Origin of the sequence: Ottowia flava (assembly GCF_008017535.1) — a bacterium.
GTDB lineage: Bacteria > Pseudomonadota > Gammaproteobacteria > Burkholderiales > Burkholderiaceae_C > Ottowia > Ottowia flava.
Genome location: NZ_VRUA01000002.1, coordinates 338,827 through 351,252 on the forward strand (window position 1 = coordinate 338,827; position 12,426 = coordinate 351,252).

The 12,426-nt window shown below is 67.6% G+C and carries 11 protein-coding genes; 10 read left to right on the plus strand and 1 reads right to left on the minus strand.

Translation table 11 applies throughout. The features are described from left to right. Window positions 1–47 precede the first annotated feature (47 nt). The 10 genes from rimI to FVQ98_RS03750 all read left to right on the plus strand — a co-directional run bounded on the left by rimI (window position 48) and on the right by FVQ98_RS03750 (window position 9,631). Window positions 48–548, plus strand: coding sequence for a ribosomal protein S18-alanine N-acetyltransferase (gene rimI / locus FVQ98_RS03705; protein ID WP_147912074.1), 501 nt, complete (start codon window positions 48–50; stop codon window positions 546–548). A 118-nt stretch (window positions 549–666) separates the two neighbouring features. Then, the gene (locus FVQ98_RS03710; protein WP_187265613.1) at window positions 667–1,695 is read left to right on the plus strand and encodes a uracil-DNA glycosylase; all 1,029 of its coding nucleotides are present in this window, start codon (window positions 667–669) and stop codon (window positions 1,693–1,695) included. Between the two features lie 166 nt (window positions 1,696–1,861). Further along, window positions 1,862–2,953, plus strand: coding sequence for a ubiquinone anaerobic biosynthesis protein UbiU (ubiU, locus tag FVQ98_RS03715; RefSeq protein WP_147912075.1), 1,092 nt, complete (start codon window positions 1,862–1,864; stop codon window positions 2,951–2,953). A gap of 44 nt (window positions 2,954–2,997) precedes the next feature. Continuing rightward, entirely contained in the window at window positions 2,998–3,879 is an 882-nt protein-coding gene (ubiV, locus tag FVQ98_RS03720) for a ubiquinone anaerobic biosynthesis protein UbiV (RefSeq protein WP_147912076.1), read from the plus strand. A 42-nt stretch (window positions 3,880–3,921) separates the two neighbouring features. Next, a complete protein-coding gene (ubiT, locus tag FVQ98_RS03725; RefSeq protein WP_147912077.1) occupies window positions 3,922–4,428 on the plus strand; it encodes a ubiquinone anaerobic biosynthesis accessory factor UbiT in 507 nt (168 codons plus the stop codon). Further along, a complete protein-coding gene (locus tag FVQ98_RS03730; RefSeq protein ID WP_147912078.1) occupies window positions 4,425–4,835 on the plus strand; it encodes a putative zinc-binding protein in 411 nt (136 codons plus the stop codon). Before ubiT ends, FVQ98_RS03730 begins: the two co-directional genes overlap by 4 nt. Beyond that, on the plus strand, window positions 4,828–5,427 hold the full coding sequence (locus FVQ98_RS03735; RefSeq protein WP_147912079.1) for a UbiX family flavin prenyltransferase: 600 nt from the start codon (window positions 4,828–4,830) through the stop codon (window positions 5,425–5,427). Before FVQ98_RS03730 ends, FVQ98_RS03735 begins: the two co-directional genes overlap by 8 nt. Before the next feature lie 46 nt (window positions 5,428–5,473). Continuing rightward, a complete protein-coding gene (locus FVQ98_RS03740; protein WP_255507614.1) occupies window positions 5,474–6,964 on the plus strand; it encodes a UbiD family decarboxylase in 1,491 nt (496 codons plus the stop codon). A gap of 383 nt (window positions 6,965–7,347) precedes the next feature. Further along, window positions 7,348–8,301: a Bug family tripartite tricarboxylate transporter substrate binding protein gene (locus FVQ98_RS03745; protein WP_147912080.1), complete on the plus strand. Its 954-nt coding sequence runs from the start codon at window positions 7,348–7,350 to the stop codon at window positions 8,299–8,301. A gap of 37 nt (window positions 8,302–8,338) precedes the next feature. Then, the gene (locus FVQ98_RS03750; protein WP_147912081.1) at window positions 8,339–9,631 is read left to right on the plus strand and encodes an alpha/beta fold hydrolase domain-containing protein; all 1,293 of its coding nucleotides are present in this window, start codon (window positions 8,339–8,341) and stop codon (window positions 9,629–9,631) included. 190 nt (window positions 9,632–9,821) lie between these two features. On the opposite strand, the gene gyrB is transcribed toward FVQ98_RS03750, so the two are convergent. Then, window positions 9,822–12,404, minus strand: coding sequence for a DNA topoisomerase (ATP-hydrolyzing) subunit B (gene gyrB / locus FVQ98_RS03755; RefSeq protein ID WP_147912082.1), 2,583 nt, complete (start codon window positions 12,402–12,404; stop codon window positions 9,822–9,824). Window positions 12,405–12,426 lie beyond the last annotated feature (22 nt).

Genomic DNA, 12,426 nt, shown 5'->3' on the forward strand with positions numbered 1-12,426 from the left:
GCCGCGCCCCATCCGCCCCGCTCGCCGCTGCCGCCCACCGATCTGCCATGAGTGCCCTGCCCGCCACCGCCGTATTGCCCAGCCTCGCCGCGCTGGAAGCGCGCTTCGAGCCGATGGCGGCCGCGCAGCTGGACGCGGTCGTCGCCATCGAGCAGCGCGCCTACAGCCACCCCTGGTCGCGCGGCAACTTTCTGGACACGCTGTCGGCCGGCCACCAGGCGCAGTGCCTGTGGGCGGGCGACACGCTGATCGGCTACTTCGTCGCCATGCCGGGCTATCAGGAGGTGCACCTGCTCAACATCACCGTGTCGCCCGAATTCCAGCGCCAGGGCTGGGCGCTGGTCATGCTGGACGCGCTGGCGCTGTGGGCGCGCGGCCACCAGGCCGAATGGGTGTGGCTGGAAGTGCGCCTCAGCAACACGCGCGCCCAGCAGGTCTACCTGCGGCGCGGCTTTGTGCGCGTCGGTCAGCGCAAGCGCTACTACCCGGCCGCGCACGGCGAGCGCGAAGACGCCGTGGTCATGAGCCTGCGGGTGGCGGCGCCATGATCGCGCCGGGCCGCCCCCAAGCGATCTGCCCGCAGTCCGCAGGACGGAGGGCTTCCGTGCACGCGCCGGGCCGCTCCCCAGCGATTTGCCCGCAGTCCGCAGGGCGGAGGGCTGTCAAATGAGCTTGCAACTGGATGCGCGCCAGCGCGCGATGCTGGCCGAAATGGGCGTCAAACTGTGGGCACGCCCGGGGGTGCCTGCGAGCGCGAACGCTATCGAATCGGAAGCTGCTCGTGCTGATCAGCGCAGCGCTGGCAGCACAAAAGATGCTGAACCGGCGAGTTCGACGGCAGCGCCCAGCGCCCGCGCTGGGGGGCCTGGGGCAGCATCGGCGCCACCGCCAACCCACGTCCCCGTAACGCAGACCGCGGACGTTGCGGCACCCGCACCCATCGTCGCCGAGCGCCCGCGCCCCCACCGCGCGCCGGCGCCAGCGCCAGCGCAGAACGCGGCCCGCGAAACGCCCATCGCCCTGGTCCCGCCGCCGCCTGGCGTCGACCAGCTGGACTGGCCCACGCTGCAGGCCACCGTCGCCGCCTGCCACGCCTGCGCGCTGTGCGGCACGCGCACGCAAACCGTGTTCGGCGTCGGTGCCACGCGCGCACGCTGGATGGTGGTGGGCGAAGCGCCGGGTGAGCAGGAAGACCGGCGCGGTGAGCCCTTCGTCGGTCAGGCCGGCCAGTTGCTGGACCAGATGCTGGCCGCGCTGGGCCTGACCCGCACATCGGAAGACGGCGCTATCGAATCAGAAGCTGACCGCGCAGGTAGCTCTAGGGCTACAGCCCAAAAACACTTGAAGAACGACGTTTACATCGCCAACGTCCTCAAGTGCCGTCCACCCGGCAACCGCAACCCGCAGCCCGACGAAATCGCGCAGTGCGAGCCCTACTTGCGCCGCCAGGTCGCGCTGGTGCAGCCGCACGTCATTCTGGCCATGGGCCGCTTCGCCGTGCAGTCGCTGCTGCAGACGACCGAGCCGATCGGCCGCCTGCGCGGGCGCGTGCACCACTACCAGGGTGTGCCCGTCATCGTCACCTACCACCCCGCCTACCTGCTGCGCGCCCTGCCCGAAAAGGCCAAGGCCTGGCAGGACCTGTGCCTGGCGCTGGAGGTGATGGGCGCCAGCGGTGAAGCCGGCGCTGCCTGACGGGATCAAGCCGCCGCGTTTGCGCTGGCGCAGCACCCGCGCTGCGCAGCGGCCGCGCCTGCCCACCGCTTGACCCAGGTCATTCAGACGCGCCTGTCGCCGCCGTAAGGTGCCGCCGGTGCGTGCGCTGCCACCGCAGCGTGCGCCGACCGAAGGAGTGCGCCCCATGGTGGAAGACCTTGCCCGAGCCCTGAGCGCCGCGGCCCAACCGCGCGCGATCGCCGATGCGCCGGACGCCGAGCCGCTGCCGCAGCGCGCGCCCGATCTGGTCTGCCCCGCCGGCAGTCTGCCGGCGCTGAAAGCGGCCGTGGACGAAGGCGCCGACTGCGTCTACCTCGGCCTGCGCGACGCGACCAACGCGCGCAACTTCGCCGGTCTGAACTTTGACGAAACAGCCATCCGCACCGGCATCGACTACGCCCACCGGCGCGGCCGCCAGATCTTGCTGGCCTTGAACACCTACCCGCAGGCGCGCGCGCCCGAAGCCTGGTTCGCCGCGTTGGACCAGGCCGCCGCCTGGGGCGTGGACGCGGTGATCCTGGCCGATCCGGGCCTGATGCAGTACGCGCAGAGCCGCCATCCTGGGCTGCGGCTGCATCTGTCGGTGCAGGGCTCGGCTACGCACCACGACGCCATCAACTTCTACCAGGCGCAGTTCGGCATCCAGCGTGCGGTGCTGCCGCGCGTGCTGTCGCTCACGCAGGTGCGGCAGGTGATCGAGCGCACCTCGGTCGAGATCGAGGTGTTCGGCTTCGGCAGCCTGTGCGTGATGGTCGAGGGGCGCTGCGCGCTGTCGTCGTACGTCACCGGCGAATCGCCCAACACGCACGGCGTGTGCTCGCCCGCCAAGGCGGTGCGCTGGCAGCAGACGCCCAAGGGGCTGGAGTCGCGCCTGAACGGCGTGCTGATCGACCGCTACGCCGACGGCGAGCACGCGGGCTACCCGACGCTGTGCAAGGGGCGCTTCGACGTGGCCGACGAGCACGACTACTACGCGCTGGAAGAGCCCACCAGCCTGAACACGCTGGAGCTGCTGCCCGAGTTGGTGAAGATCGGCGTGCGCGCCATCAAGATCGAAGGCCGCCAGCGCAGCCCGGCCTACGTGGCGCAGGTCACGCGCGTGTGGCGCGAGGCCATCGACCACTGCATGGCGCAGCCGCACCGCTATTCGCCGCGCACGCACTGGATGGCGGCGCTGAACGAGGTCGCCGAAGGCCAGCAGCACACGCTGGGCGCCTACCACCGGCCGTGGAAATGAGTGCCGCGCCCGAACCCGCCGCCCATCGAACAGAGATCCGCGCCATGCAACTCGCCCTCGGTCCCCTGCTGTACTACTGGCCGCGCGACACCGTGTTCGCGTTCTACGACGCCATGGCCACCACGGCGGTGGACGTGGTCTATCTGGGCGAAACCGTCTGCTCGCGCCGACACGAGCTGCGCCAGGCCGACTGGCTCGCGCTGGCGCACATGCTCAGGGATGCAGGCAAGCAACCCATTCTGTCCACGCAGGTCCTGCTGGAATCCACCGCCGAAGTCGCGCAGATGAACCGCATCGTGGGGCAGCGCGAGTTCATGGTCGAGGCCAACGACATGGGCGCGGTGCAGCACCTCGCGGGTCAGTGCGCTTTTGTCGCCGGGCCGCAGCTCAACCTGTTCAACGCGGCGTCGCTGGCGTGGATGGCGTCGCTGGGCGCCGCGCGCTGGGTCATGCCGCTGGAAATGCAGCGCGACGACCTGCGCGCCCTGCAGGCCACGCGGCCCGCAGGCTTGCAGACCGAGGTGTTCGCGCATGGGCGCCTGCCGCTGGCGTTCTCGGCGCGCTGCTTCAGTGCGCGCCACGCCAACCGCCCCAAGGACGACTGCGGCTTTCGCTGCCTGGACGACCCGGACGGCCTGCGCCTGCACACGCGCGAGGGCGCGCCGTTTCTGGTGCTCAACGGCACGCAGACCCAGTCGGCGCGCGTGCACCACCTGCTGGCCGAGGTGCCCGAGCTGCGCGCGCTAGGCGTCGACGTGCTGCGGCTCAGCCCGCAGTCGCAAGGCATGGCGCAGGTGATCGCCGCGTTCGACGCTGCGCGCCGTGACCTGCCCATGGCCGCGCCGCCCATGCCGGACGCGCCCTGCAACGGTTACTGGCACGGCCAGCCGGGCATGGCGCAGTGGCCGCAAGCCTCGCCCGCCTGAGCGCTGCCCTTCTTGCATTGCTTGTTGTTCCAACGGATTGCCATGTCGCCCGATTCCGCTGCTCCTTCCCACGCCCGCGGCGCAGAGTTCGCCGTGCCCGCACCGGTCGCCGCCCTGCTTGCGCGCCTGCCGGCGCTGCCCGGCTCCTTGCTGCTCGTGACGGCGCTCAATGCGGTGCTCATCCGCCACCTGCCTGGCGACGTGCGCCAGCGGCTGGCGCACAGGCGCCTGTCGATCCGCGTGCGCGACGCACGCGTGGCGTTCGACTTCGTGTGGATGGGATCGCACTTCGAGCCGCGCCCGCCGCAGGCCGAGCCAGACCTGATCGTGAGCGCCAGCGCGCACGACTTTCTGCGGCTGGCGCAGCGCAAGGTGGATGCCGACACGCTGTTCTTCAGCCGGCGCCTGGTGATGGAGGGCGATACCGAACTCGGTCTGGTCGTGAAGAACGCCATGGACGCCATCGAGCTGCCCGTGCTCGACCCGCGCCACTGGAGCCCGCGTGCGGTGCTGGCGCGCCGCACCCAAGCCGCGCGAGGCCGGGCATGACCCCCGCGCGCGACGCCGAACAGCCGCTGGTCTACGCCTGCTCGGGCTGCTCCAGCGCGGCGCAGCTGGCGAACCACGTTGCCCTGCAGCTCGACCGGCGCGGCGTGGCCGAGATGTCCTGCATTGCGGGCGTGGGCGGCGACGTTCCGCACCTGCTGAAGACCGCGCAATCGGGGCGACCGGTGGTCGTGCTGGACGGCTGCCCGCTGGAGTGCGCCCGCAGTTGCCTCGCGCGCCATGGCATCGCGCCAGACCGGCACTACCTGATGCACGAGATGGGCGTGAAAAAGCGCAACCACGAGGACTTCGATGCGCAGGAAGCCGCACGCGTGCTGACCGCGGTCGAAGCGGATCTGAAAGAACGGCCTGTGATCGCTTCCCGCGACACGGCGCCCGCGCATGGCTGAGGCCCGGCGCCGCCTCATCGTCGGCATCTCGGGCGCCAGCGGCGCGGTGTATGGCGTGCGCTTGCTGCAGGCGCTGCGCGCCGTACCGGGCGTCAGCACCCACGCCGTCGTGTCGCGCGCGGGCTGGCTCACGCTGCGCCACGAACTCGACATGGGTCAGGGCGAGGTGGCCGCACTGGCCCATACGCTGCATGCCCACGACGACGTCGGTGCCTCGATCGCCAGCGGCTCGTTCGGCGCGCAGGCCATGGTGGTCGCGCCCTGCTCCATGCGCACGCTCAGCGCCGTGGCCCATGGCCTGGGCGACAACCTGCTCACGCGCGCCGCGGACGTGATGCTGAAAGAGCGCCGCCGCCTGGTGCTGATGGTGCGCGAATCGCCGCTGCATCTGGTGCACCTGCGCAACATGGTCACGGTGACCGAGATGGGCGCGATCGTCTGCCCGCCCGTGCCCGCGTTCTACCAACGCCCGAGCAGCCTGGACGAGGTGGTCAGTCACACCGTGGCGCGCACGCTCGACCTGCTGGAGGTGCCGCATGCGCCGGTGCCGCGCTGGAGCGGTCTGCCTGAAGCCAACAACGCTACCGAATGAGTAGCTGGCTGCGCTTGAATCTATTGCCTTTCAGGGCATTTCCATCTTGAACTCACCCGACTGCGATCTGCGCGATTTCATCGCCCGGCTGGAGGCCAACGGCGAGCTGCGCCGCATCGCCCACCCCGTTTCGCCGCACCTGGAAATGACGGCGCTCTCCGCCCACGTTCTCCACAAGGGCGGCCCCGCGCTGTTGTTTGAACATCCGGTGGGGCACGGCATGCCCGTGCTCACCAACCTGTTTGGCACACCCGGGCGCGTGGTCAGTGCCCTGGGCCTGCAGGCCATGAGCGAGCTGCGCGCCACCGGCGAGCTGCTGGCCGAGTTGCGAGAACCCGCACCCCCGCAGGGCATGCGCGATCTGTGGGCGCGTCGCGGTCTGTTGCAGAAGCTGCGCCACATGGCGCCGATCACGGTGCGCAAGCCGCCCTGTCAGGCCATGGTGCGCGAAGGCGCCGAGGTCGACCTGGGCGCACTGCCCGTGCAGCACTGCTGGCCGGGTGACGCAGCGCCGCTCATCACCTGGGGCCTGACCATCACGCGCGGGCCGCGCAAGCCACGGCAGAACCTGGGCATCTACCGGCAGCAGGTGCTGTCGCGCAATGAACTCATCCTGCGTTGGCTGCCGCACCGCGGCGGCGCGCTCGACTTCGCCGAACACGCTACCGCGTTTCCGGGCACGCCCTACCCCGTGGCGGTCGCCATCGGCGCCGATCCGGCGACCTTGCTCGCCGCCGTGACGCCCGTTCCCGACAGCCTGTCCGAATACCAGTTTGCCGGCTTGCTGCGCGGCGCGCGCACCGAGGTGGCGCCCGCGATCGGTGTGCCGCTCGACGTGCCCGCGCGAGCGGAGATCGTGCTGGAAGGCCACATTCGCCCCGACCCCGGTCATCCGAGCGGCTGGCAGCATGCGATGGAAGGCCCGTACGGCGACCATACCGGCTACTACAACGAGCGCGCCGCATTCCCCGTGCTCACCGTCGAGCGCATCACCCAGCGCGCCGGTGCGATCTACCACAGCACCTACACCGGTCGGCCGCCCGATGAGCCCGCGATGCTCGGGCTGGCGCTCAACGAGATGTTCGTGCCGCTCATGCAGCGCGCCTTTCCTGAAATCGCCGACTTCTACCTGCCGCCCGAAGCGTGCAGCTACCGCATGGCCGTCGTCAGCATCCGCAAGGCCTACCCCGGCCACGCGCGCCGCGTGATGATGGGGGTATGGGGCCACCTGCGCCAGTTCCTGTACACCAAGTTCGTCGTGGTGGTGGACGCGGACGTTGATGTGCGGCACTGGCCCGACGTGGTCTGGGCGATGAGCACACGCATGGACCCGGCGCGCGATACGCTGATGGTGGAGCACACGCCCATCGACTACCTTGACTTCGCCTCGCCGGAGCCTGGCCTGGGCAGCAAGATGGGCCTGGACGCCACGCACAAATGGCCAGGGGAAACACGCCGCGAATGGGGCCGCCCCATGACCATGGATGCGCAGGTCGGCGCACGGATGCGGGCGCTGGCGGATGCGTTGGGCCTTTAGGCCGCGCCGGGCGGCGAGCCGTTGCAAGGGGCTCGCGAAGGTGACCCCATGAATGGCGAGCGATGCAGCCCACGCCGCGGACAGTGTCTGAGGTGGCGTGCTGCGAAGTCGTGTTCTGGACAGTTTTCACACGTACAGACGGCCATCTGGACACGTCAGGCCGTCCCCATCGCGCGCTGGCGCGATATACCCCTCCCTGTCACCTTTCTTCGTTCGTGATTACCCCGATGACCAGATGCGTTCCTTGATCTAGATTATTAGATATCGAAGCAAATAACGCGCCGCAGCGTACGGCGCACCGAGCGCAGGTTGCTCAGTTCGGCGCAACCGCCGGCGGCGACCTGTCTGCCGACATCAGCATATTCATCGGAGCCAACAACCACATGGACAAACGAACCTTCCTCGGGTTGCTCGCCGCGACGGCTGCTCTGCCCAGCCTGGCGCAGGATGCGGCCTGGCCGAGCCGCCCCATTCGCATCATCACCCCCGCGGGCGCCGGCGGCGCGGGCGATATCCTGGCGCGCGAATTCGCCACGCGCTTGTCGACCCGGCTGGGCCAACCCGTCATCGTGGACAACCGCCCAGGCGCGAATGGCACTATCGCCACCGTGGCCGCCGCCCGGGCGCCTGCCGACGGACACACCTTGCTGCTGACCCTGACGCAGCACGTTCAGGCGCCAGTTCAGTACAAGGACGTGGGGTATGACCCCTTCAACTTCACACCGCTGACGCGCATCGGCGCCGTGGTCACGCTGCTGGTGATTCGGCCGGAACTGGGCGTGCGCAATGCCGCCGACCTGCTGCGCCTGGCGCCGGGCAAGAACTGGAGCTTCGGCGCCACGGCCACGGGCACGCAGGTAGTCATGGAGGCCTTCAACAAGCACCGAAATCTGGGACTGCTGTCGGTGCCGTACAAGGGCGAGCCCGCTGCGCTGACCGACCTGCTGGGCGGCCAGATCGACATGGCCCTGGCCACGATGGCTGGCGCCAAGCCCTACTTGCAGACGGGCAAGCTGGTGCCCGTCGGCATCAGCGCCCCGCAGCGCGCCAAATCCATGCCGAACATCCCCACCTTTGCCGAGCAAGGCGTGGACGATTTCGGCTGGGTCGGCTGGTACGGCTTCCTGGCGCCTCCGGGCCTGCCGCCCGCCATCGCCACCCGTCTGATGGCCGAGTTCAAGGCGATCCTTGAAGAGCCCGGCATGCGCACGCGGCTGGAGGCGCTCGACATGATGAACAACTTTGCCGAAGGCCCTGCGTTCATGGCCGACATGAAACGCGACACCGCCAACTGGACAGCGCTGGTCAAGCGCTCGGGCCTGAGCTTCGACCGTTGACGCCCCCACGCGCCGCCTCCCACACCAAGATGCCGACATGAGTTCCCGCACCCTCGACAGCAAGTACTGGCGCGCCAGCTGGATCCGTTTTCGCGAACCGGTGGAACAATTCGCGCAGGCCGAATCGCTCGTGCTGCACGCGCACGATGGCGTGCAGGTGCGCGGCCTCGCCTGGGTGCCCAAGCACCATCCGAAGCCACGCGTGGCAGTGATCGCCGCGCACCAGCGGGTGGACTTCTCGCGCCACTACGCATTCCCCGCGCTGCTGCGCGCTGGCTACCTCTGCGTGGGTGCCAATTTGCGCTCGCTGCACAACGACACCAACTGTGTACACGAGCAGTTGCTGCTGGACGTGGCAGCCTACGTCAACTGGCTGAAAAACGAGCGTGGCATCGAAAAGGTGGTTTGGCTGGGCAATTCGGGCGGCGGGTCGCTGGGGACGTTCTACCAACAGCAGGCCAAAGCGGCGCCTGCCGATAGGCTGAAGCTGACCCCCGGTGGCCGCCCCATCCCACTTGCAGATGCGTCGATGCCGGCCTTTGACGGCATGATCATTAGCGCCGCCCACACCGGGCAGGGCAACATCATCAACGGCACCATCGATCCCTCCGTGGTGGATGAACACGAGCCGTTCCTGACCGACGCCTCGCTCGACATGTACGACCCTGCGAACGGATTTCAGCCCGCGCCGGAATGGAGCCGCTACAGCGCCGAGTTCGTGGCGTGCTACCAGCAGGCGCAACGGGCACGCGTGAAGCGCATCGACGACATCGCCCGCGCGATGATCGCCGAGCGCCAGTCCAACGAACAGTTATGTCGGTCTGACTGGTTCGATCGCCTTTCCTACGCTCAGCAGCGAAGCGCCTTGCAGCGCGCCAACTTCACGCCGGTGATGGTCACACACCGCACGATGGCCAACCTCCACTACGTCGACAACAGCATCGACCCGAGCGATCGCGCGTACGGCTGCCTGCTGAGCAACCGCCCGGACATCATGAACTACCAGTTGCTGGGGTTTGCCCGCCTGCAAACGCCCGATGCCTGGCTTTCCACTTGGTCCGGAATCAGCAGCAACGCCGACCTGCTCAAGACCGCGCCCGCCGTGACCGAACCCGTCATCGTTATCCACGCCGGTCGCGATCTGGATGTCTACCCTTCGCACACACAGGCCATCCTGGACGCTCTGGGCAGCACCGACAAGACCCGGCACGACTTTCCGAATCGGCTGCACTACTTTGAGCCTGGAGACGAGGCCGAAGACCCCAATGCCCCGGTGCTCGAGCAAATGGCGGCCGTCCTCCCCTGGATGGCACAGCGTTTTGCGCCCTGACGCTGAAGGCTGCCAAGTTACCGCAGCCATATGCGCAGTGACCTCGGACAGCAGCCGCACCTGCCCACGGCGCTGACTCGAAAGCGGAAAACGCTTCTAATTCGATAGCTTCCAGCGCACGTTGGGCGCGCCTTAGCGCACAAAAACATTCAAAAACCCAGGGCGCCTGAATGCCCGGATGACAGCACGCTCAGGCGTCGATGTTCACCGCGCGCAGTGCGTTGGTTTCGATGAAATCGCGGCGCGGCTCAACCTCGTCGCCCATGAGGGTGGTGAACACGCGATCGGCTTCGATGGCGTCATCGATCTGTACGCGCAGCAGGCGGCGGACTTCGGGATCCATCGTGGTTTCCCAAAGCTGCTCGGGGTTCATCTCACCCAGACCCTTGTAGCGCTGACGGCTGGTGGTGCGCTCTGCCTCAGCCAGCAGCCATTGCATGGCTTCGCGGAAGCTGCCGACGGCTTGCTCGCGCTGGCGCTCACCTTCACCGCGTGTCGCGCGCGCACCTTCGCCCAGCAGCCCTTTGAAGGTCTGAGCGGCCTCCACCAGTGCAGCGTAATCCGCACCTTGAACGAAGTCCTGCGTCACCACGCTGCTCTTGATGTTGCCGTGGTGCGGCCGGCTGATGCGCAGCACCGGCTTGTCGGTGCGCACGTCGAACTCGCTGGCGACTTCGGGCGTGGTGCCGTTCGTGTGCATGGCCGCCAGTTGCTGCTGCAATGCGATGGCGCTGGCCTCCGCGCTCTCGACCGTGTCCAGATTCAATACCACGCCGCTGGCGATGGCGCGCAACGCCTCGGCGTCCATGAAGACCGACAGGCGCTCGATCACCGACTCGGCAAGCTGGTATTTGCGCGCCAATTCGGCCAACGTGTCGCCAGACAGTTCCTGCGGCTGCGCACCACCCGTATGGATGACCGCGTCCTTCAAGGCCACGCGCATGAGGAAAGCCTCCAGCGCAGCGCCGTCCTTGAGGTAAAGCTCTTCCTTGCCCGCCTTGACCTTGTACAGCGGGGGCTGGGCGATGTAGATGTGCCCGCGCTCGACCAATTCAGACATCTGCCGGTAGAAAAAGGTGAGCAGCAGCGTGCGGATGTGGGCGCCGTCCACGTCCGCGTCGGTCATGATGATGATGCGGTGGTAGCGCAGCTTGTCGATGTTGAAATCATCGGCGCCGCTCTTTCCGGAGTCGGCCGCGGTCTTGCCGATGCCCGTGCCCAAGGCGGTGATCAGCGTGACGATTTCGTTGCTGGTGAGCAGCTTTTCATAGCGGGCACGCTCGACATTCAGGATCTTTCCGCGCAGCGGCAGGATGGCCTGAAACTTGCGATCGCGACCCTGCTTGGCGGAGCCGCCGGCAGAGTCGCCCTCGACGATGTAGATCTCGCACAGCGAGGGATCTTTCTCCTGGCAGTCGGCCAGTTTGCCGGGCAGGCCGAAGCCGTCGAGTACGCCCTTGCGGCGTGTCATCTCGCGCGCCTTGCGCGCGGCCTCGCGCGCACGCGCCGCTTCAACGATCTTGCCGCAGATGATCTTGGCGTCGTTGGGGCGCTCTTCCAGGTACTCGGCAAGCGACCGGGCCACGATGTCTTCGACCGGCGCGCGGACCTCACTGCTGACCAGCTTGTCCTTGGTCTGGCTGCTGAACTTGGGCTCGGGCACCTTCACGCTGAGCACGCAGGTCAGCCCTTCGCGCATGTCGTCGCCCGAGACGTCGACCTTGGCCTTCTTGGCCAGTTCGTTGTCGGCGATGTACTTGCTGATCACACGCGTCATGGCCGCGCGCAGGCCGGTCAGATGCGTGCCACCGTCGCGCTGCGGAATGTTGTTGGTGAAGCAGAGCACCTGCTCGTTGTAGCCGTCGTTCCACTGCATGGCGACTTCAACGCCGATCTCGGTGTCGGGAATGCCGCCGTACGAGTCGGCCGGGCGGGCGCCCGTGGCGTGGAAGGCGTTCGGGTGCAGCACGCGCTTGCCGCCGTTGATGAAATCGACAAACCCCTTGACACCGCCAGCGCCGGAAAAATCGTCTTCCTTGCCGCTGCGCTCATCGATGAGGCGAATGCGCACGCCGTTGTTGAGAAAGCTCAGTTCGCGCAGGCGCTTGCTGAGGATCTCGTAGTGAAACTCGTTGTTTTCCTTGAAGATTTCGGTGTCGGGCAGAAAGCGGACTTCGGTGCCGCGCTTTTCGGTGTCGCCCGTGATCTTCATCGGCGAGATTTCGACACCGCTCACCTGTTCAAGCACGCGGTCCTGCACGAAGCCTCGGCTGAACTCGAGTTCGTGCTTCTTGCCGTCGCGGCGCACGGTCAGGCGCAGCTTGCTGGAGAGCGCGTTGACGCAACTCACGCCCACACCGTGCAGTCCGCCCGATACCTTGTAGCTGTTCTGGTTGAACTTGCCGCCGGCGTGCAATTCGGTCAGGGCGATCTCGGCGGCCGAGCGCTTGGGCTCGTGTTTGTCGTCCATCTTGACGCCGGTGGGAATGCCGCGCCCGTTGTCGACCACGCTGATGGAGTTGTCGCTGTGGATGGTGACAACGATGTCGTCACAGAAACCGGCCAGCGCTTCGTCGATGGAGTTGTCCACGACTTCAAACACAAGGTGGTGCAGACCGGTGCCATCGCTGGTATCACCAATGTACATGCCAGGGCGCTTGCGCACCGCTTCCAGGCCTTCGAGGATCTGAATGGCACCTTCGCCGTACCCTTCGGCGCCACGCGGCGCCTGCGGTTGGCGCGGTTGGTCGGGGTGTTGGTTGGGGTCGGTCATATCGTTCTTTCGCACTTTTTAA

Excerpts from the sequence above, each read along its gene's own strand:
- ubiT (WP_147912077.1), top strand. The coding sequence starts at position 3,922 with ATGTCGCCCGATTCCGCTGCTCCTTCCCACGCCCGCGGCGCAGAGTTC.
- FVQ98_RS03745 (WP_147912080.1), top strand. The coding sequence starts at position 7,348 with ATGGACAAACGAACCTTCCTCGGGTTGCTCGCCGCGACGGCTGCTCTG.
- gyrB (WP_147912082.1), bottom strand. The coding sequence starts at position 12,404 with ATGACCGACCCCAACCAACACCCCGACCAACCGCGCCAACCGCAGGCG.
- FVQ98_RS03730 (WP_147912078.1), top strand. The coding sequence starts at position 4,425 with ATGACCCCCGCGCGCGACGCCGAACAGCCGCTGGTCTACGCCTGCTCG.
- FVQ98_RS03750 (WP_147912081.1), top strand. The coding sequence starts at position 8,339 with ATGAGTTCCCGCACCCTCGACAGCAAGTACTGGCGCGCCAGCTGGATC.
- FVQ98_RS03735 (WP_147912079.1), top strand. The coding sequence starts at position 4,828 with ATGGCTGAGGCCCGGCGCCGCCTCATCGTCGGCATCTCGGGCGCCAGC.
- rimI (WP_147912074.1), top strand. The coding sequence starts at position 48 with ATGAGTGCCCTGCCCGCCACCGCCGTATTGCCCAGCCTCGCCGCGCTG.
- ubiV (WP_147912076.1), top strand. The coding sequence starts at position 2,998 with ATGCAACTCGCCCTCGGTCCCCTGCTGTACTACTGGCCGCGCGACACC.
- ubiU (WP_147912075.1), top strand. The coding sequence starts at position 1,862 with ATGGTGGAAGACCTTGCCCGAGCCCTGAGCGCCGCGGCCCAACCGCGC.
- FVQ98_RS03710 (WP_187265613.1), top strand. The coding sequence starts at position 667 with ATGAGCTTGCAACTGGATGCGCGCCAGCGCGCGATGCTGGCCGAAATG.